Origin of the sequence: Bacillus sp. TH50, assembly GCF_016650565.1 — a bacterium.
GTDB classification, from domain to species: domain Bacteria; phylum Bacillota; class Bacilli; order Bacillales; family Bacillaceae_G; genus Bacillus_A; species Bacillus_A mycoides.
Window position 1 is genome coordinate 1,530,942 of the sequence record NZ_JAEKFM010000007.1, and the last position, 20,170, is coordinate 1,551,111.

Genomic DNA, 20,170 nt, shown 5'->3' on the forward strand with positions numbered 1-20,170 from the left:
TACTATGGAAAAAGATAAACAACAATTAAGCGTTGAAGTTGCAAGATTATATTATCAATCAGATTATAGTCAGCAAGAAATTGCTAACAAATTAAATATCTCAAGACCGACAATCTCAAGATTATTAAAGTACGCGAAAGAAAAAGGATTTGTTCAAATTAGTATAGCTGATCCGTTTGCTGATTTAGATAACGTCGGGAACTTACTTAAAGAAAAGTACAACTTGTTAGAGGCGCATGTTGTATTTTCTCCAGTGCCAGAATATGCAACGATTACTGAGTATATTAGTAAATATGCAGCTGAGTATATGGAAAAGACAGTGAAAACTGGTGATATCGTTGGTGTAAGCTGGGGAATGACGATGTATGAAATCGCTAGGAAAATCGTACCGCAACATGTAAAAGGTGTAGAGGTTGTCCAGTTAAAAGGTGGCATTAGTCACTCAAGTGTAAATACATATGCGAATGAAACGATCGCGTTATTTGCAGATGCTTTTCAAACGACGCCAAGAAATCTACCTCTTCCAGTTATATTTGATAATGCGGTGACAAAAGAATTAGTGGAGCAGGATCGACATATTCATCACATTATTGAAATGGGAAAACAAGCGAATATTGCAATTTTTACTGTCGGAACAGTGCGTGATGAAGCGTTATTATTCCGATTAGGATATTTAGATATGGATGAAACGAACATTTTGAAAAAACAAGCTGTCGGTGACATTTGTTCACGTTTCTTTGACGGAGATGGAAATATTAGTAGTGAAGAAATTAATAAGCGTACAATTGGAATTGAGTTAGAGGAACTTAAATTAAAGAAACGTTCTATTTTAGTTGCAGGTGGTAATAGAAAAATAAAAGCAATTGATGGTGCGTTACGTGGCGGGTATGCAAATGTACTAATTATAGATCAGCATACAGCGAAAGAATTGTTACATTATCAAAAAGGTTAGAAATAAAAGGCTTTCTCAAAATATTAATTTTGAGAAAGCCTTTTATTTTTAGTATGAATAAATCAATGTGTAGTACCTTGTAAAGTATTTGTAAGGAACGCTCTTTGATTGATCTCCTTTTTCAAAAATTAGTGAGTTAGCCATAATATCTCTATCTACAAAACTCCATCCATCTTGCTCCATCATATCGATAAAAGGTTCCATTTTTCCGCGCTTTACTAAGTAGGGGTATTGATTATCTATCGGTTCTACTTCCACCATTTCTTTATCTTGAATAACCATCTTAGACATAGCTAAAGCAAATGGAACTGGGTTTCCTTCTTGGAAAATAACATCCCTTTTATAAAAAATAAATATGGATAGTGAGGTGCATACTAGCAATGTGAATATAAAGAATTTTGACTTAAACAAGTGGTTCACATCCTTTATTTACAAGCGTATACTACTTTCAATGTATTACAAGAAATTCCCTTCTGAAAAAGAATGAACAAAAGTTCAAAAGTGTATTTACATTTGTTCAACTAAGGGTTAGAATGAAGTTGTTAAAAGATATGAGGAGTGAAGATAATGAACATTGCAAAGTTAATTGATCATACAATTTTAAAACCAAATTCTACAAAAGAAGATGTTATGAAAGTAATCGAAGAGGCAAAGCAATACAAATTTGCTTCAGTTTGTATTAATCCTACATGGGTAAAGCTAGCTGCTGAAGAATTAGCTGGACATGATGTAGACGTTTGTACTGTAATCGGTTTCCCATTAGGAGCAAGCACTACTGAAACAAAAGCATTCGAAACAAAAGATGCTATCGCAAAAGGTGCAACTGAAGTTGATATGGTAATCAACGTAGGTGCTCTAAAAGATGGCGACAACGAATTCGTTGAAAAAGACATTTATGAAGTAGTACAAGCAGCAAAAGGAAAAGCTCTTGTAAAAGTAATCATTGAAACTTGCCTTCTAACAGATGAAGAAAAAGTTCGTGCTTGTGAATTATCAGTAAAAGCTGGCGCTGATTTCGTAAAAACTTCAACTGGATTCTCAACTGGCGGAGCAACTGCTGAAGATATCGCGTTAATGCGTAAAACAGTTGGACCAAACGTTGGCGTGAAAGCATCTGGCGGCGTTCGTACACGTGAAGATGCAGACAAAATGGTAGAGGCTGGAGCTTCTCGCGTTGGAGCAAGTGCTAGTGTTGCAATCGTATTAAATGATGCAAAAGGTGCTACAGATAACTACTAATCAATAAAGTGTGAAAAGCAATAGATACACGTTTAAAGTAAAGTGTATCTATTGCTTTAACAATTGAAAAGAATGTAAGCGGATACGAATGGGAGGAGAAGGCTTATGAAATACTTAATCGGTGTTTTAGGCCTCGTATTGATTTTAGGTATCGCTTGGCTTGCTAGTAATGATAGAAAGAAAGTCAAATATCGCCCAATCATAACGATGGTTATATTACAATTCATTTTGGGGTTTTTATTATTAAATACAAGTGTAGGGAATATATTAATTAGCGGAATAGCAGATGGTTTTGGAGAATTATTAAAATATGCCGCTGATGGTGTGAATTTCGTATTTGGTGGATTAGTAAATCAAAAAGAGTTTTCATTCTTTTTAAGTGTATTAATGCCAATCGTATTTATATCAGCTTTAATAGGTATTTTGCAACACATTAAAGTATTACCTATTATTGTGAAATCTATCGGTCTAGTATTAAGTAAAGTAAATGGGATGGGGAAACTCGAATCATATAACGCGGTAGCTTCTGCGATTTTAGGACAATCTGAAGTGTTTATTTCAGTTAAAAAACAACTAGGATTATTGCCAGAGAAAAGAATGTATACATTATGTGCATCTGCAATGTCTACGGTATCTATGTCTATCGTTGGATCATATATGGTGTTATTAAAACCGCAATATGTTGTAACCGCTTTAGTGCTTAACTTATTCGGTGGCTTTATTATTGCGTCTATCATTAACCCGTATGAAGTTACTGAAGAAGAAGATATGTTAGAAGTACAAGAAGAAGAGAAAAAGACATTCTTTGAAGTATTAGGGGAATACATTATAGATGGATTTAAAGTTGCGATTACAGTAGCAGCTATGTTAATCGGTTTCGTTGCCCTTATCGCATTCATTAATGCAGTGTTTAAAGGTGTAATCGGTATCTCATTCCAAGAAATTCTTGGTTATGTATTTGCACCATTTGCATTTATTATGGGTGTTCCATGGCATGAAGCAGTTAACGCAGGGAATATTATGGCGACAAAACTTGTATCAAATGAATTTGTTGCGATGACAGATTTAGCACAAGGAAACTTTAATTTCTCAGATAGAACGACAGCGATTATATCTGTATTCTTAGTTTCATTTGCAAACTTCTCCTCAATTGGAATTATTGCTGGGGCAGTTAAGAGCTTAAATGAAAAACAAGGGAATGTAGTCGCAAGATTTGGTTTGAAATTACTTTTCGGTGCAACGTTAGTAAGTTTCTTATCAGCAACAATCGTTGGCTTATTATTTTAACAGATTCATATAATATAAAAAGGAATGGTGATTGTAATGAGAATGGTAGATATTATTGCGAAAAAACGTGATGGAAAAGAATTAACAACTGAAGAAATTAATTTCTTTATTAACGGTTATACAGACGGAAGTATTCCTGACTATCAAGCGAGTGCACTTGCAATGGCAATTTTCTTTAAAGATATGACGGATCGTGAACGTGCAGATTTAACGATGGCAATGGTTGAGTCTGGAGAAACAATTGACTTATCAGCAATTGAAGGCATTAAAGTAGATAAGCATTCAACTGGCGGTGTTGGTGATACAACAACATTAGTATTAGGACCATTAGTCGCTGCTTTAGATGTACCAGTAGCAAAAATGTCTGGTCGTGGTTTAGGACATACGGGCGGGACAATTGATAAATTAGAAGCGGTAGAAGGATTCCACGTTGAAATTACGAAAGAACAGTTCATTGATATTGTAAACCGTGACAAAGTGGCTGTTATCGGACAAACAGGAAACTTAACACCTGCAGATAAAAAAATCTATGCACTTCGTGATGTAACAGGAACAGTAAACTCGATTCCTTTAATCGCAAGTTCAATTATGAGTAAAAAAATAGCAGCTGGTGCTGATGCGATCGTACTTGATGTAAAAACAGGTGCAGGAGCATTTATGAAAACAGAAGAAGATGCAAAAGAATTAGCTCATGCAATGGTACGTATCGGAAATAATGTTGGACGTCAAACGATGGCAGTAATTTCAGATATGTCACAACCTCTTGGTTTTGCGATTGGTAACGCTCTAGAAGTGAAGGAAGCAATTGATACTTTAAAAGGCGAAGGTCCAGAAGATTTAACAGAATTAGTACTTGTATTAGGTAGCCAAATGGTTGTACTTGCGAAAAAAGCAAATACATTAGAAGAAGCTCGTGAAATGCTAATTGAAGTGATGAAAAATGGAAAAGCAACTGAGAAATTTAAAGAGTTCTTAAGCAACCAAGGCGGAGACAGCTCGATTGTAGACAATCCAGAAAAAATGCCACAAGCGAAGTATGTAATTGATGTACCTGCAAAAACTTCAGGTGTGATTTCAAACATTGTTGCAGATGAAATCGGTATCGCAGCTATGTTATTAGGTGCAGGTCGTGCGACAAAAGAAGATGAAATCGATTTAGCGGTAGGATTAATGTTACGTAAAAAAGTTGGCGATGCAGTAAAAGAAGGCGAGCCGTTCGTAACGATCTATGCAAATCGCGAAAATGTAGAAGATGTAAAAGCAAAAATCTATGAGAACATTTCTATCGCTGAAACAGCAGTGGCTCCTAAATTAGTTCATACAGTTATTACTGACTAATCATAATTACATTTACTTTGAGGAGGAAATAATATGGATAAGAAAAAATATATCGAAGAAGCAAATAAGATGTTATCGAAAGCGTATATTCCGTATTCTAAATTTCCTGTTGGCGCAGCATTAGTTACGAAAGAAGGTAAAATTTATACTGGTTGTAATATAGAAAATGCTTCTTACGGTTTATGTAACTGTGCAGAAAGAACAGCGATCTTTAAAGCAGTATCAGAAGGTGAGCGCGATTTTAGTTACTTAGTCATTACAGGCGAAACAGACGGACCGATTTCACCATGTGGTGCATGTAGACAAGTTATTGCTGAATTTTGTAATCCGAAAATGCCAGTTTTACTAACAAATGTAAAAGGCGATGAAAAAGAAGTGACTGTAGAGCAGTTACTGCCTGGTGCCTTTTCAATTGAAGATTTAAAATAAGTTAAAAGGCCATTCCACAATTAATAGTTGTGGAATGGCCTTTTTTATTTTCAATAATAGAATGTAATAATCTGTTCATATTCCGTTCATAAACTTTGCGTAAAATGATTGCAGTGAATAAAGAAAATGACAATATGAATTGTCGTTCTACAGCAGGAGGAATATGATGAAGAAATTATATAATGCAGCATTCATTTACTTAATTATTGGTTTATTATCAGGTGTATTTGCTAGAGAGTATATGAAAGCGCAAGGAATTAAAGGATCCACTATGTTGCAATTAGTGCATACACACGTATTAGTGCTCGGCTTCGTATTCTTTTTGATCGCTTTAGCTCTATTTAAAGTATTTAATGTCCGTGAAACAAAAAGTTTTCGTGCGTGGTTTGTTGTTTATAACATAGGACTTATTTTTACAATCGCTACAATGGTATTTAGAGGTATTCTACAAGTGAATGGAACTGACTTTAATGGTTTAAGCCATATGGCTGGATTAGGTCATGTCATTATAAGTGTTGGGCTCGTTTGGTTTATGATTTTGCTCAAAAAATCTTTTAAATAGATAGGAGTGGAGAGTATGAGTTTAGCACTTTTATCAAGTATAGTAGCGGTTTGTATGGCCGTTGGAGTTATGTTTCTTCGCTTTAAGTCAGCGAAAAAACCGGTAACGAAAAAGAAAATTATATTACCGCCAATTTTTATGAGCACTGGTGCAATGATGTACTTCTTACCAGAGTTTCGATTAACGTCTTTAGAAATAGTAGAGGCAATTAGCGTAGGACTTATTTTCTCTATATTTCTTATTAAAACATCTAAGTTCGAAATAAGAGGCGAAGACATATATATGAAACCATCAAAAGCGTTCATATTTATTTTAGTTGGTTTATTAGCTGTCCGGGTAGCATTAAAATCATATTTAAGTCAATCAATTGATTTAGCACAATTAAGCGGGATGTTTTTCTTACTCGCATTTGCGATGATTGTATCGTGGAGAATTGCGATGTATCGCTCGTTTACTAAATTAGAAAAGACAATAAAAAGAGCTGGAATTTCTATATAGGAATTTCAGCTCTTTTTATGTTTTATACGATTGTTTTTTTAGCTTTGATTTCATTTGCTTAATTTTAAACGTATTTGAGCATCTTGTAATGCAACTGGTGTAACATTAAGACCATTGTGATCAACAATTTTTGTGTTTAATAAAATGGAATCTAAGCTCCCGCGAAATGTTTTTGTATAGTTTTGACGCAACATTTGTTGTTCTTGTTTTTCATCAACTGTTAATCCAGATGTTCTTTCTTTTTTGATAATTCGTTAATACGGAATAAAATGTTTTGCATTTTGTTCACCTCTTATTTTAAATTAAATTAGTTACTTACTAATTTATAGTTATTTTAACTTTTTCATATGAATATGTCAAGAAGGGTAAAAGAAAAGTAGACACCCGTATTACAGTAAGTGGGTGTCTACAAGGAAAATATAAGGTTTAGCTTAATTCATGTAAGTGACTAACAAGTTCTGCTGTTTTAGAAAAGAATGGAGAATGATCAGCTTCCAAAGTAATGATTTTCACACAAGGAGTTTCTGTATTCATTCGGCGCTGAAAATCAATCGGAATTGCTCTATCTAGAGTCGTTTCGATATAAATACGATCTATAGTTCCAAAGTTTTCTTCAGATATTTTTATCTCTTGCTGGAATGGTCCTAGTGGTTGAGGACGCATTTGTTTGAAAGAAGATTCTTTAATAGCTGCATCTTCTGTAGCATTTAAAAATGTTTGTTCAGTCAACTCTGGTATAAGTTCTGCAGTCATGTCATTCTCATTAATTGAGAATTGTGGACCAGCTTCACCATCTAATTTACTACCAAGACTTTCTCCGCTTTGTGGTAAGAATGCACAAAGATATACTAATTTATCGATTTTATTTGGTATAAGTTCAGCTGTTTGAGTGATCACAATTCCACCCATACTATGTCCAACAAGAATAACTTTTTCATTTTGTTGATCTATAGTAGCTGTTACTACATTAACATAAGAATCTAACGTTATATTTTGTGATGGAGTCATATCTTTTCCACTTCCAGGTAAGTCTAGTGTAACAACTGTATGTCCGAAAGCCTCTAGTTGAGGTTTTACAAATTCCCATGCCCATTCGCCTTGCCATGCTCCATGTACTAAAACGTAAGTACTCATTTAACCAACACTCCTCTAATGATTATAAGATTTATTCTTTCGTGATATTGATGATGTATACTTAGTGTATAGGAAGTGGTTTGATAAATATAATGAAGGTTATTTATAGATGATATAAATATCTTTTATATAAGGAGAACAGAATGAACGTTTTTGATTTTAAAGTTTTTAAAAATGTGGCTCGGTTGAACAGCATTAGTTTAGCAGCGAAAGAATTACATATGACACAGCCGGCTATAACTCATATCATAAACAAATTAGAGAAACGATATGCTTTAACTTTATTTGATCGCTCTAGAAAAGGAACGATGTTAACTGAAAATGGAAAGGAATTTTTAGTTTGTGTAGATCGACTTCTAATGGAGTATGAAAACCTTGAAGAAACAGCTTTACAATTAAAAAATAATAACTTGTATAAGATTGTATTAGCTACATATCCTTCAGTTACTGTATATTGTTTGGCGGAGTGTATCGAACTAGGTAATTTTGATCAAAGTCAGTATGTGCTTGCAGTTCGAGAAGGAAGCTATCAAGAAGTGTTAGATTGGCTGTCTTCTGGAAGTGCAGATTTTTCTATTTCTATAAAAGAAAATTTAATACCAGGATTTCATTATGATGTAATTGGTGAAGATCCGTATGTTATGGTTTCTTCTAAGTCAGTTCCATCTGGTCTTACAATGAAAGAGTTGAAAAATTATCCTTTTATAATGCCGCTCTCTGGTTGTAAAGAAGTACTTGAACCATATTTGACGAAAAATGAAATAGTAGTTAATAAAGTGATGGAATCAGAGACAATTAGTTCGGCGTTAGCACTGGCTTTACAAGTTAAAGGAATAACAATCGTTCCATTATCAGGACTTCATAAACAAATTATTCATGACTTCATCGTGCAACCGATAGAAATTAAAATTCCACGACAACTTATTATGCAATGGTCACCTAAAAAAGAAAATGACCCATTGTTTCTGACGTTTGCTATGAATTTATTAGCGCAGTTACAAAAAAAGAAAAAATAATAACATGTTTGTAAAAAAGGTAAGTTCGACTCACTTGAACTTGCCTTTTTTATTTATACCCAATATAAGGATATATCATAAAGTCCGATTAAAATGAGTAGTACCCCTGCTATACGCTGAATGTTTTTTCCTGTTTTTCGGCTCTTTTTAAGTAGTGCTCCATTTAATCCAAGGTAGGAGATGATGAACATAAGTACAACGATAGGTAGAGCGGTTCCTATTGAAAAGAATGTCGGAAATAAGTACCCATAATTATATGATAAAGATAAAGGGATTAACGTTCCGAAAAATAGCACAAACATAGTCGGACAGAAAGCTAAAGAAAAGAAGAACCCAAGTGAAAATGAGCTGACTTCATTTTGTTTTCGTATAAATTTGATAGGGAAGATGGTAGAGAAGAAACTTCTTCCTTTTATAATACCTGATAAGTTCCATTTTTAGTAAGCTGTTTCCACGTTTTACCGTCATCTGTAGAGAGGAACACATTTGCTTTCATTGTAGCAAAAACTATTTCAGCTGAATTTTGAGGATTTTGTGATATGTACATAATTGTATCTTTAGAATCTAAAGATGGAATCTGTAAGTTTGTTTCTTCATTTGTAGCAATTGATTTCTTCGTAATCAGTTGCTCAGTTTGCTTATTAATAGAGGCATAGATAATGTCTTCATTACTTAATGTAACTGCGGTCGATTCAACTGGTTTAGAAAATAGTTCAAATGTATTTCCATAATCTGTAGACAAATATACACCGTCTTTAGCACTTACCGCGACTACACTAGATTGATCTGGATGTGCTGAAAAGGAATGGATTGTACTTGAAAGACCGTTTAATTTACTATTTTTCCAATCTTGTCCGTTGTTCGTACTGAAATAAAAACCTTGTTGTAATTTAGAATTTGGACGCTCATTGTATAAATAAATTGCTTCCGTATTATATCCGACAGCAAGGTTATGAAAATCAGATTCTCCATAAAAGGTTAGCTTTTCAAGGGTATTACCACCATCAGAACTTTTCATTAATCCTAAAGGGTCTTTTAAGTTTGCTCCTGGTTCAGGATGCCCGCTAGCAAAAAATCCATTTTTTGTTGTCTGAAAGCCCATATAATCGTGTAACTGTGTAGTAGTTTCAAACCATTTACCATTTTGATAAACTTTTATACCACTGTGAGTTGCGATAGAAACCCCAGGCATATTTCCCGCGTAGCCAATTCCATGAATGTGTTCGATTTTTCCAGATGTAATTTCTTTATAAAAGTTTTGCGGAATCGTATTTGCTGTTTCCTTATTTTTGGGTTGAGATTGCACGGTTTCTTTTTTAGCTGGTGCTGTTTCAGCATTGCTAGAACATCCTGAAATTATGAATAAAGAAGTAATTGCTAACCCTGTTGCTACATAATGTTTCACTTTTGTAGACTCCTTTCCATATATATGAGATTTTAAGTATATGGAATAAATGTCAAGAAATTGTGGAGTGGTATGCATAATTTAGAGTGGAAGGGGCCCTAGTAATGAAGATTTTCTTTTCTCTATGAGTACTATTAATTGACGAAAAATTATAACAATAATAGAATGAATTATATTGGATAATCAGTTTCAAAATTATACATAGAACGCTAGGGGGATTATTATGAAATCAACATTTTTTGCTCAAAATAGAGAACGATTAGTAAACACATTACCGGATGAATCTATTACTATTTTATTTGCTGGGCAAGCACCTCATATGTCAGCCGATGCACATTATAAATTTGTGCCGAATCGAAATTTTTACTATTTAACGGGAATCGATGAGCCAAATGTTATTTTCATGTTGAAAAAGTTTGGAAATAGTGTGGAAGAAACTCTTTTCATTGAAAAATCAGATCCAGTAATGGAAAAATGGGACGGTAAAACAGTTTCTAAAGAAGATGCAGAACAAATTTCAGGCATAAAAAAAGTTGTATATATAGAAAGCTTTGAGAAGACAATGGCAAATACACTTTTCACAGAAAATGTGAAGCATCTGTATTTAGATTTAGAGCGTCGTGAGTGGAAGGGTACTGAGACGAAAACGTTAGCGTTTGCTAAATATGTAAGAGAACAGTATCCACACGTTTTAATTGGTAATGTATATCCGCATATTTGTGAATTACGAGTGTTTAAAACGGAAGAAGAAATTGAAATCATTAAAGAGGCGATTGCTGTAACTAAAGAGGGTATTTATAACGTGCTGAAGCATGCAAAAGCAGATGTGATGGAATATGAATTAGAAGCTCATTTTGATTTTACGCTTAAATCATCTGGAATTAAACATCATGCATTCAATACAATTTTGGCGAGTGGTAAAAATGCTACAGTCCTTCATTATGAAGATAATGATGCACAAATTCAAAATGGTGATTTAGTGCTGCTCGATTTAGGTGCTCAAAAAGATTACTACAACGCTGATATTAGTTATACATTCCCAGCTAGTGGAACATTCTCTAGTCGCCAAAAACAAATATATAATATCGTGTTAAAAGCATTGAAAGAAACAACGGAGCTTATTAAGCCAGGATTAAATTTTGCTGCATTAAATGAGCATACAAAAAAGGTACTAGCAGAAGAGTGTAAAGAAATTGGCTTAATTCAAGAAGATGAAGAGTTATCAAAATACTATTATCATGGCGTCAGCCATTTCCTTGGTTTAGATACTCACGATGTAGGAACATACAAAGATAGAGTGTTAGAAGAAGGTATGGTTATAACAATCGAACCTGGTCTTTATATTGAAGAAGAATCAATTGGAATTCGTATTGAAGATGATATCCTTGTAACAAAAGATGGGTATGAAAACTTGTCAAAAGATATTATTAGAGAAGTTGAAGAGATTGAAGAGTTTATGAGTGAAAATAATGTGAATGTAAAAGAAGATGAAGTTGTTACGAAATAATCATTAGTAGAGGCGCTCAATTTTGGGCGTTTTTTTATTTGATCCATTGCACATCTCCATATTTTCTTGAAAATCATCTTTTATAATGATTTTGAAAAAGAAAAGGGAGGGGTTTTCGATGAAGAGATTTGTATTAACAGCAGTTACAGTCTCCGTAATATCTTTAATTGCTGCATGTTCTGCGACCACAAATACAACAAATGATCATAAAAATATGGACGATAAAAAAACAACACAGACTGAAACGGCTACAAAACCATTGAAAGTTGTAAAAGGGCCAGAAGTTACTTTAGTAGCGAAAGAAGAAAAGCAAAAGCTAAGTAACGGTGTTATTGTTCCAGTCTGGACATTTAATGGCTCATCCCCAGGTCCAGAAATCAGAGTGAAAAAAGGTGAAAAGGTTAAAGTGACATTAAAAAATGAATTATCTGCACCAGTATCTATTCATTGGCATGGGTATCCTGTCCCAAATAACATGGATGGAATTCCAGGTGTGACGCAAGATGCGGTTGAACCTGGAAAGAGTTTCACCTATGAATTTGAAGCGAACGTACCAGGAACATATTGGTATCATTCGCATCAAGATTCTGTGAATCAACTAGATAGAGGTTTATATGGTGCTCTCATTGTAGAAGATACTAATGAAAAATATGATAAAGATTACACATTAATGTTGGATGAATGGGTTACAGATAAAGAAGAAATTAATAAGCAGTTAAAAGAAATGACAAAAGGGCCAACAGGTAATAAATCTAAGGGTAATGAAAATACGAAAAAGAATGATGATATGAAAGGTATGGATCATTCCGGTATGGACAGTGATAAAAAAGACTCTAGTAATATGGCAGGAATGGACCATGGAAATATGAAGATGGAAGGTCATGATATGAGTATGTATGACTTATTCACAATCAATGGTAAAAGCGGAGATTTAGTAGAGCTGTTAAAAGTGAATGAAGGGGATAAAGTTCGTCTTCGACTCGTTAATGCTGGTTATCTATCACATGATATACATGTTCACGGTCATGATATAAAAGTAATTGCGACAGATGGTCAACCAATTAACGATCCAAAAGTTATAAAAGACAAAGTAATTTCAATCGCACCGGGTGAACGTTATGATATTGAATTTACTGCTAATAATACTGGAAAATGGTACGTTGAAGACCATTCAGAAAGTAAAGGTGCAAAAGGAATGAAAGCTGTTATTGAATATGATGGCAGCAAAGAGATGAAAGACAAAGCAGATGAAAAAGAAAAATTACCGAAATTAGATATGACGAAATATGGTGCTAAAAAACCAGGTAGTTTCACGTTAAATCAACAGTATATTGCCACATATAATATGGACTTGAATACGCAAATGAATGGAAATGAAATGGTATATACAATTAACGGAAAGGTATTCCCAGATATTGACCCAATTTCAGTGAAAAAGGGTGACTTAGTAAAAGTAAAATTAGTAAATCGCTCTAAAGTGGACGATCATCCGATGCATTTACACGGTCATTTCTTCCAGGTGTTAAGTAAAGATGGAAAACCGGTAGAAGGTTCTCCAATTGTGAAAGATACTTTGAACTTAAAACCAGGAGAAGAATATGAAGTAGCCTTTGTAGCAGACAATCCGGGTGAATGGATGTTCCACTGTCATGATTTACACCATGCTTCAGCGGGGATGGTAACAGAAGTGAAATATACAGATTATAAATCTGATTATGTTCCAAACCCTAACATTCCTAATAAGCCAGAATAATATGAAGCAGTTATCCTATGGATAGCTGCTTATTTATTTTCGTTGCAAGTGTTAATGCATATGTTGATCGTGCCCGGATGAAGATGGGGGAGTATGATCGGGGAATGTCACGAACACGGCAACGATAATTACCACACTAATTGAAAGTAATAATAAAAAACGCCGTTGGATAAAAGTAGAAAAGGTTTCTGATAAAAGTTGAATTATACATGACATAGTTATTGTTATAGTAAGTAAAAGACTAATGAACAGTATACTGTGGGCTTGTTGAGCGTTTAACATTTCTGTAATCATAGCTCCCATCATACTTGCCATTAATCCAGAGAACAGTCCTTCTAAAGCAGTATATAGGTGAAAACGTAGACCGACTAAAAAACCGATAAACCCACTAATCAAAATAGCAAGCAAAGTAGAATATAGTAATTCTCCTTTGAAGAGAATCCCTAAATAAAAACCTATACTTAAACCGATACACATACTAAAAGACATAATAAATACCATATACTCCATTAGGGTACCCTTACGTTTAGAAATATATGATGTAATAATAATCGAGATACAACAAAGTGTTAAGGCAGTTAACGTATAAGCGAACATCATGATACCTCCCTGTCCTATCATTCACTTCATCATATGTTCAAATGGAGAGTACTTATGCTAATATATATCTGCAAATTATCTGCACAATTTAAAAAAGGTAAGTTCAATATAATTTTCAAATAATGATGGTTCTCTTAGTGGACGATGCTTCATAAAGAATTGTTGTATTTATATTTTGAAAGAATATATGTAAGCAAGTAGTAGTGAATGGAAAAGATGTTCGATTTTTGAGCGTCTTTTTTGTCTATAAGCATGAGAAAGAAAGTGTTATATAATGAGTTTCTATTGTGAAGCCATAAAGAATAAGCGTATAATATTATAGGTCTCTCATTTGTGAGGCAAACCGCGAATGATAAATAAGATGGTTGTTTTATCATCGCTTCTAAACAGATAGACAATGAAAGTAACACTGGAATACAGATAGGGAGTTAGAAGATGAAATTAATTATTGCCGAGAAACCAGATCAAGGTTTGGCTCTTGTTTCACAGTTTAAATATCGCCGGAAAGATGGGTATTTAGAAGTAGAAGCAAATGAGTTATTTCCAAATGGAGCGTACTGTACATGGGCAATTGGTCATTTGACGCAGTTATGTAATCCAGAACATTATCACGCTGAGTGGAAGAAATGGTCACTTAATACATTGCCGATGATTCCAGAGCGTTTTCAATTTGAGGTAACAAAGTCAAAGTATAAGCAATTTAACGTTGTGAAACAGCTGTTACATAATCCACAGGTAACAGAAATTATTCACGCGGGCGATGCTGGGCGTGAAGGGGAACTGATTGTAAGAAATATTATTAATCTTTGCAACGTGCAAAAGCCAATGAAGCGTCTTTGGATTTCATCTTTAACGAAGCAAGCTATTTATCAAGGATTTAAAAACTTACTAGATGAAGCAGATACGATTAATACGTATTACGAAGCATATACAAGATCTTGCGCTGACTGGGTCGTTGGTATGAATGCATCGCGTGTCTTTAGTATTTTGCTAAAGAAAAAAGGAATGAATGATGTGTTTTCCGCTGGTCGTGTACAAACACCAACATTAGCACTCATTGTAAAGCGTGAAAAAGAAATAGAGAACTTTAAGTCAGAGCCGTTTTGGGAAGTGTTCGCAACCTTTAATATAGAAGGAAAGAAATATGAGGGGAAATGGGAGAAAGATAATGAGTCCCGCTTAAATGACCCTGATTTGGCAAATAAAATTGCAGCGTTTTGTCAAAACAAACCGGCTGTAGTAAAAGAAATGAAAACGGAGCGTAAAGAGTTTCAGCCGCCGTTTTTATTTAATTTATCAGCACTGCAAGCAACGGCGAATAAAGCCTTTAAATTTTCACCGAAAAAGACACTTGATATAACGCAAGCACTATATCAAAAAGGGATTGTCTCTTACCCTCGTTCGGATTCTAACTATGTTACACAAGGAGAGGCAGCGACGTTCCCTGATATTTTACAGAAGTTAAGTCAGTTTGATGAATATAAAGGTTTATTGCCAGCACCAATTGAATCGATTATGAATAATAAGCGTTATGTGAATGAAAAGAAAGTTACAGATCACTACGCAATTATACCGACAGAGCAAGTTACAAATCCAAGCAAACTATCAGGTGATGAAAAGAAAATTTACGATATGATCGTAAGAAGGCTGATTGCGGCGCATTATGAAGTAGCAATCTTTGACTACACAACGATTACAACTCTTGTAGACGAACGTGCTGCGTTCATTTCGAAAGGAAAACAACAAATTCAAGAAGGATGGCGTAAAGTCATTTTCCAAGACGATAAAGATGACGAAACGATTCTTCCAATTGTAGCTGAAGGTGAACAAGGGAAAGTTGTAAAGGTGAAAGTGAAAGAGGGGAAAACACAACCACCGAAACGTTATACAGAAGGACAACTTATTACGTTAATGAAAACGGCCGGTAAGTATTTAGAGAATGAAGAGCTTGAGAAAGTATTGAAGAAAACAGAAGGTTTAGGTACGGAAGCGACTCGTGCCGGTATCATTACGATGCTGAAAGACCGTAAATATATAGATGTACAGAAAAACCAAGTGTACGCAACCGACAAAGGGAAAGTATTAATTACAGCAATCGGTGATAAAATACTAGCTTCACCAGAAATGACAGCAAAATGGGAGCAACGCCTTGCGGAAATTGGAGAAGGTACAGCTTCACCAGCGACATTTATGGAGCAAACGAAAAAGCTATCAGCTAAAATTATTGAAGACGCGGTAGAAATGTCGGAGAAATGGGATTTCACCGGATTACATGTTGAATCGATTGAGCGAAAAGGATCGAAATTTACAACAGGTAAAAAGGTCGGGAACTGTAAAAAATGCGATGGCGATGTTATTGATAAGTCGACGTTTTACGGTTGTTCTAACTACAATACAACACAATGTGACTTTACCATCTCGAAGAAGATTTTAAGCAAAGCTATTTCGCAAAAAAACATGACGAAACTATTAAAAGGTGAGAAGACCGATTTAATTAAAGGCTTTAAAAAAGGCGAGAAAACGTTTGATGCGAAGTTAGAGTGGAAAGATAATAAGATTAATTTTGTGTTTGAGAATTAAGTGGTTTTAACAAATGAAAAAGCCCTTTCCCGAGTAAAATGTGCTGTATTAGGTTTGAAAATATAGATAGAAAAGAAAAAGCATGACAATTTTATGTCATGCTTTTTTATTTTATATGCAAACTGTTGATTTGTAAAAAAGATTGATGAGAACGTGTATGTTCAAGGATGGTAAATGTTGTGTAAGAAATAACAAATCTTTTATTGCCCATGACAAGTTTTTTTAATGTGCTTTAACGGGATTAGTATTGTATATGAAAAGCACTCTGGAATCTTTTTTGATTTTAGCGAAAGAAAACAACAAAAAATAGTAGAATTTAGAAAAATAGCCCTCCACCAACCCCTTTTTGGTTAGATGGAGGGCTATTTTTTTCATGTTTTGACAAGCGGCGGTGAGGTAAGCCTGCATTTGGACAGATTTCAGCCCTCGAAACCGAGCATATCGATAGCCATGTAGTTCTTTTGCATCCGCAAAGCTTCGCTCTATAGTTGAACATCGTACTTTATACAACTTTTTCCCTGTAGCTGTTAGTTTGTTTTTTCTAGCGATATCTTTATATTTCTCCCATATATGATGGGTGATAACTTTTTGTTTTTGTTTCTTTGAAAAGCATACCTCACGTAGCGGACAAACAGCGCAGTCTTCTGGATTCGATTTATATTGACGATATCCTTCGCGATCCGTTGTCGCATATTCTAAAATACATCCCATCGGACAAGCAAATGCATTCATTTCTTCTACATATTTAAATTGGCTTTTCGGTACTTCTTTATTTCTCTTTCCAAATCGGCGATACCCCATCACCATAAATATATTTCTTTCTGATAACTTCTTACAGATATATCCTGTAAAATAGCCTGCATCAAGAGCTACAGCTTCCACTTCAAATCCGAATTTATCAACTTGAGCTTGTAGACGTGCTAAATACGGCTCGGAATCTGCCATATTTCCAGCCGTTATATAGGTATCTGTAATAATATTGTACTTCGCATCAGTCGTACGATGATCTAAAAAATGAAAACCGTTCGGTTTTCCATCTCTCATTAAAAATCCACTATCTGGATTCGTTGTACTTATCCGAGTTTTTTTAGTAGGGGTATCACTTTCCTTTCTAGGTTTTAATTCTTTTTTCCGTGCGCCTCACGATCTTCGATTACCGCAGCTTCTAGTTCATCTATATAGAACTTTGCCTTTTCTTTTTTATATTTATGTACAAATTTATTTTTATTGGCATTGGCCTTAATGTGTGTGGAATCTGTCATCAACGCACGTCCTCCTACCATACGGCGCTCCGTCGCTTGTCTCACAATCTCATCAAAAATTTCTTCGAAAATATTTGTATGAACGAAACGAGTACGGCGATTCCAACTGATTGTAGAATGATCTGGAATTGTATCTGATAGAGAGAACCCTAAAAACCAACGGTAGGCAATGTTCGTTTTAATCTCCTTTTCCAATTGACGCTCAGAACGAATACCATAAAAATATCCAATAAACATCATCTTAAATAAAACGATAGGATGGATTGACGGACGGCCATTGTTTTCACAATAATAAGGGCGTAACTTCTCCTCAATAAAATCAAAACTAATTGTCGCTTCAATCGCACGAAGGAAATGATCTTGTGGAACCAATTCTTCTACAGAAACAGATACACGCTCGTCGCGATGATTTTTTAAAGCACCCATCATAAGAAATCTCTCCTTTTCCTCTTTTTTATCAGTGTTGACACATAAAAAGAGGTTCAGACACAAAAATAGGCTGTGGAGAAGGCTTTCTCCACAGCCTGGAAAAGCACTCTAATTAATAGAGTGCTTTCTATTTTAAAAACAAACCGTTAGTTGGTGTTTAATTTGTACTTTTTATTGTCTTGCAACACCCTAATTTACAAGCTTCGAAAAAGAGTTCGAATAACTCTTCCTATTTCTTTAAATTATTAATAATTTGGTTTTCCATGTCAGATAATGTAGTTTCTAAAGAACTGAACTCTTCATTTTTTATAGGGCTAGCATTATTAGGATTATTCTTATTTCCGTTTTTGATTGGGATCAAATTATGTTTTGGAGCATAGCGTTTAACTTTTTTATCTTTATCAATTGTAAATTTACCTTGATAAGAGTTTAAAGTAATAAATACTTTTTCCTTAAGACCAAAAAAGTCCTCTTTATCCTCTTTAGCGAATATTAAAACCTCGTCATCCTTTTTAGAAGTTGGAGCGCCATCAAATAGAACTTCAACTTCTGTGTTCAATTCATCTTTAGGTATTTTTAATTTTTCAGGATCATACTCTTGTAATTTTCCTTTTGTTGTTTTTCCACCGATTTCAACAATTTGAATTATATCTCCAGCTTTAACAGCATCGTTAAAACTCTTTGAAACTTGAATTTTCGAACGAGTAAATGTATTCGTATTAAAGTCAAAGTATTCGGAATCCAAAACTTTCCCTTCAACAATCACATCAGACTCTATTGTTAATGCTTTTGCATCTCTGAATCCTTTGGCGAAATCAGCAGATGTAATAACTTGCTCAACATTTTTTACTGTATTGGCGGATGCTTTTATTGTTGGCTGTTCAAATTTAGTTTCATTGCCACTATAAATATAAAATGCTACTGAAGTTATTACAGCAGTTATTATTCCTGCACTAATAGTTTTCTTTTTCATATATACATCTCCATCCGTAAGATAATAAAAAAATTAATATAATGAGTTGATCCCGTACAGTGAGCCTAAGTCTGGTGTATTCACATATCTTTTTGCATCACCAGGTTCACCAGAATCTAGCTGGCACATAATAGAGTCACCTTCCGCATTATTATGAGCAAGACCAAAAGCATGTCCCATTTCATGTGCAAGAGTACCTCTTTTATAAAAATCATTGAATTCATTATAGTTTGGTGCATTTATCAATATTTTCGTCCAAGAATAGTTTTCTTCATAAGGTTTAACTTCACTCCCGCTTTTGTAAAACCTTGCTATTCCTAGTGTATGTTCTGAATATGGGAAATAATTCCTTTTGTAAATATCCATTACACTGGAAGGCTTGTTAGTAGTTTTTCTAAATGAAATAGGTGTAGACAAAATGTGACCTGTATGCACCCAAGCACTCATAGAATCGTTAATTCTAGATGTTTCTCCAGATGCGGAACTATCAATCCAATAATACTGAGTCGAGTTTCCCCAGTCTCCAACTCCGCTTGTTAATCTGAAACCGAATGTTCCAAAATGGGTGCCCGCCGAAGCAGAGGATGGTAGAGTGATAGCTGCAGCAGAAATTAATGCCAAAGAAAAACCAATCAACTTTTTCATCTTTTTCACACAAAAACCTCCTGAAATTGTAATAAAGTGTAAGAAAATAGAATGAAATATATATTCATATATTATAATAACTGAAATTTAAGATAAAGTATATAGGTGTAAAACTCACCTTATATTTCTTAATAATATTTTAACATTCAGAATCAAATTGCGTGTATATAAAGTAAAAATATATTGTATGATTGGAATAAAAGAAAGGAAGATATAAATGGAAAAATTGAAATTTATATTTTTAACTTTAGGGGCAGTGATATTTATTTTATCTGGATGTAATGTTGATACAAATGATAGTGAAATTCAACTAAAAAAAGAGTGTGGGATCAATTAACTGATTCTCAAAAAAGTGAAGTGATAGGAGGATGGAAGAAAGCAGAAATACATAAGGTGGTTTTAACAGAAGAAATGATGAGAGGTATAAAAGATAAATCATATTTAAATGAAGAAGTTTACTTAATTAATTATAAATCTAAAAAGAGTGAAATCCTGGGAAATATAGGTGTATATGTGGATGCGGAAAGTGAAAAAATTATTGGAGGTCGTATTAGAGATTGA

General features: G+C 34.2%; 20 protein-coding genes and 1 pseudogene. 12 read left to right on the forward strand and 9 right to left on the reverse strand.

Translation table 11 applies throughout. The annotated features are described in order from the left end of the window. The first annotated feature begins 4 nt into the window (after positions 1-4). Positions 5-952, forward strand: a complete 948-nt coding sequence (locus JFU23_RS24955; RefSeq protein ID WP_201032978.1) for a DNA-binding transcriptional repressor DeoR — start codon at positions 5-7, stop codon at positions 950-952. Positions 953-1,000: 48 nt separating this feature from the next. Here the strand turns inward: JFU23_RS24955 and JFU23_RS24960 are convergent, their stop codons facing one another. Then, the gene (locus tag JFU23_RS24960; protein WP_002086260.1) at positions 1,001-1,363 is read right to left on the reverse strand and encodes a hypothetical protein; all 363 of its coding nucleotides are present in this window, start codon (positions 1,361-1,363) and stop codon (positions 1,001-1,003) included. 156 nt (positions 1,364-1,519) lie between these two features. Between JFU23_RS24960 and deoC the strand changes: the two genes are divergently transcribed. From deoC to JFU23_RS24990, 6 genes are all read left to right on the forward strand, one after another. After that, a complete protein-coding gene (gene deoC, locus JFU23_RS24965) occupies positions 1,520-2,191 on the forward strand; it encodes a deoxyribose-phosphate aldolase (RefSeq protein WP_002012110.1) in 672 nt (223 codons plus the stop codon). A gap of 105 nt (positions 2,192-2,296) precedes the next feature. Next, the gene (locus JFU23_RS24970; protein WP_002035026.1) at positions 2,297-3,478 is read left to right on the forward strand and encodes a NupC/NupG family nucleoside CNT transporter; all 1,182 of its coding nucleotides are present in this window, start codon (positions 2,297-2,299) and stop codon (positions 3,476-3,478) included. A 36-nt stretch (positions 3,479-3,514) separates the two neighbouring features. Next, positions 3,515-4,816 carry a pyrimidine-nucleoside phosphorylase gene (locus JFU23_RS24975; RefSeq protein ID WP_002165965.1) on the forward strand — a complete coding sequence of 434 codons (1,302 nt, stop codon included), beginning with the start codon at positions 3,515-3,517 and terminating at the stop codon, positions 4,814-4,816. Positions 4,817-4,849: 33 nt separating this feature from the next. Continuing rightward, positions 4,850-5,245 carry a cytidine deaminase gene (locus tag JFU23_RS24980; protein WP_002158324.1) on the forward strand — a complete coding sequence of 132 codons (396 nt, stop codon included), beginning with the start codon at positions 4,850-4,852 and terminating at the stop codon, positions 5,243-5,245. Positions 5,246-5,411: 166 nt separating this feature from the next. Then, positions 5,412-5,807, forward strand: a complete 396-nt coding sequence (locus tag JFU23_RS24985; RefSeq protein ID WP_201032979.1) for a DUF2871 domain-containing protein — start codon at positions 5,412-5,414, stop codon at positions 5,805-5,807. 15 nt (positions 5,808-5,822) lie between these two features. Then, on the forward strand, positions 5,823-6,305 hold the full coding sequence (locus JFU23_RS24990) for a CcdC family protein (protein WP_060751261.1): 483 nt from the start codon (positions 5,823-5,825) through the stop codon (positions 6,303-6,305). Positions 6,306-6,355: 50 nt separating this feature from the next. On the opposite strand, the pseudogene JFU23_RS24995 reads toward JFU23_RS24990, so the two are convergent. Both JFU23_RS24995 and JFU23_RS25000 read right to left on the reverse strand, forming a co-directional pair. Further along, positions 6,356-6,585 (reverse strand): annotated as a pseudogene (locus tag JFU23_RS24995) (DUF896 domain-containing protein). Positions 6,586-6,731: 146 nt separating this feature from the next. Further along, positions 6,732-7,439: an alpha/beta fold hydrolase gene (locus JFU23_RS25000; protein WP_201032980.1), complete on the reverse strand. Its 708-nt coding sequence runs from the start codon at positions 7,437-7,439 to the stop codon at positions 6,732-6,734. A 143-nt stretch (positions 7,440-7,582) separates the two neighbouring features. On the opposite strand from JFU23_RS25000, the gene JFU23_RS25005 reads away from it, so the two are divergent. Further along, positions 7,583-8,455 carry a LysR family transcriptional regulator gene (locus JFU23_RS25005; RefSeq protein WP_201032981.1) on the forward strand — a complete coding sequence of 291 codons (873 nt, stop codon included), beginning with the start codon at positions 7,583-7,585 and terminating at the stop codon, positions 8,453-8,455. 53 nt (positions 8,456-8,508) lie between these two features. Here JFU23_RS25005 and JFU23_RS25010 read toward each other — a convergent pair whose 3' ends face one another. Both JFU23_RS25010 and JFU23_RS25015 read right to left on the reverse strand, forming a co-directional pair. Next, positions 8,509-8,874 carry an urease accessory protein UreH domain-containing protein gene (locus tag JFU23_RS25010; RefSeq protein ID WP_307838355.1) on the reverse strand — a complete coding sequence of 122 codons (366 nt, stop codon included), beginning with the start codon at positions 8,872-8,874 and terminating at the stop codon, positions 8,509-8,511. Next, positions 8,868-9,860 carry a F510_1955 family glycosylhydrolase gene (locus JFU23_RS25015; protein ID WP_201032982.1) on the reverse strand — a complete coding sequence of 331 codons (993 nt, stop codon included), beginning with the start codon at positions 9,858-9,860 and terminating at the stop codon, positions 8,868-8,870. The genes JFU23_RS25010 and JFU23_RS25015 overlap by 7 nt, the downstream gene beginning before the upstream one ends. Positions 9,861-10,083: 223 nt before the next feature. On the opposite strand from JFU23_RS25015, the gene JFU23_RS25020 reads away from it, so the two are divergent. Further along, positions 10,084-11,367 (forward strand): aminopeptidase P family protein, encoded by a 1,284-nt coding sequence (locus JFU23_RS25020; RefSeq protein ID WP_201032983.1) that lies wholly within the window; start codon positions 10,084-10,086, stop codon positions 11,365-11,367. 118 nt (positions 11,368-11,485) lie between these two features. Beyond that, positions 11,486-13,120, forward strand: a complete 1,635-nt coding sequence (locus JFU23_RS25025; protein ID WP_201032984.1) for a multicopper oxidase family protein — start codon at positions 11,486-11,488, stop codon at positions 13,118-13,120. A 51-nt stretch (positions 13,121-13,171) separates the two neighbouring features. Here JFU23_RS25025 and JFU23_RS25030 read toward each other — a convergent pair whose 3' ends face one another. Then, a complete protein-coding gene (locus tag JFU23_RS25030) occupies positions 13,172-13,717 on the reverse strand; it encodes a hypothetical protein (RefSeq protein WP_002141309.1) in 546 nt (181 codons plus the stop codon). 438 nt (positions 13,718-14,155) lie between these two features. Between JFU23_RS25030 and topB the strand changes: the two genes are divergently transcribed. Beyond that, positions 14,156-16,300 carry a DNA topoisomerase III gene (gene topB, locus JFU23_RS25035; RefSeq protein ID WP_002012275.1) on the forward strand — a complete coding sequence of 715 codons (2,145 nt, stop codon included), beginning with the start codon at positions 14,156-14,158 and terminating at the stop codon, positions 16,298-16,300. A gap of 222 nt (positions 16,301-16,522) precedes the next feature. Here the strand turns inward: topB and JFU23_RS25040 are convergent. The 3 genes from JFU23_RS25040 to JFU23_RS25050 all read right to left on the reverse strand — a co-directional run bounded on the left by JFU23_RS25040 (position 16,523) and on the right by JFU23_RS25050 (position 19,609). Beyond that, positions 16,523-17,991 (reverse strand): IS1182 family transposase gene (locus JFU23_RS25040; RefSeq protein WP_374191760.1). Its coding sequence is split into 2 segments (ribosomal slippage): positions 16,523-17,430 and positions 17,430-17,991, totalling 1,470 coding nucleotides; the frame shifts between segments, so codons are not numbered across the junction. A gap of 229 nt (positions 17,992-18,220) precedes the next feature. Then, positions 18,221-18,964 carry a hypothetical protein gene (locus JFU23_RS25045; protein WP_201032985.1) on the reverse strand — a complete coding sequence of 248 codons (744 nt, stop codon included), beginning with the start codon at positions 18,962-18,964 and terminating at the stop codon, positions 18,221-18,223. Between the two features lie 33 nt (positions 18,965-18,997). Continuing rightward, a complete protein-coding gene (locus tag JFU23_RS25050; RefSeq protein ID WP_201033312.1) occupies positions 18,998-19,609 on the reverse strand; it encodes a hypothetical protein in 612 nt (203 codons plus the stop codon). 321 nt (positions 19,610-19,930) lie between these two features. On the opposite strand from JFU23_RS25050, the gene JFU23_RS25055 reads away from it, so the two are divergent. After that, on the forward strand, positions 19,931-20,170 hold the full coding sequence (locus JFU23_RS25055; RefSeq protein WP_201032986.1) for a hypothetical protein: 240 nt from the start codon (positions 19,931-19,933) through the stop codon (positions 20,168-20,170).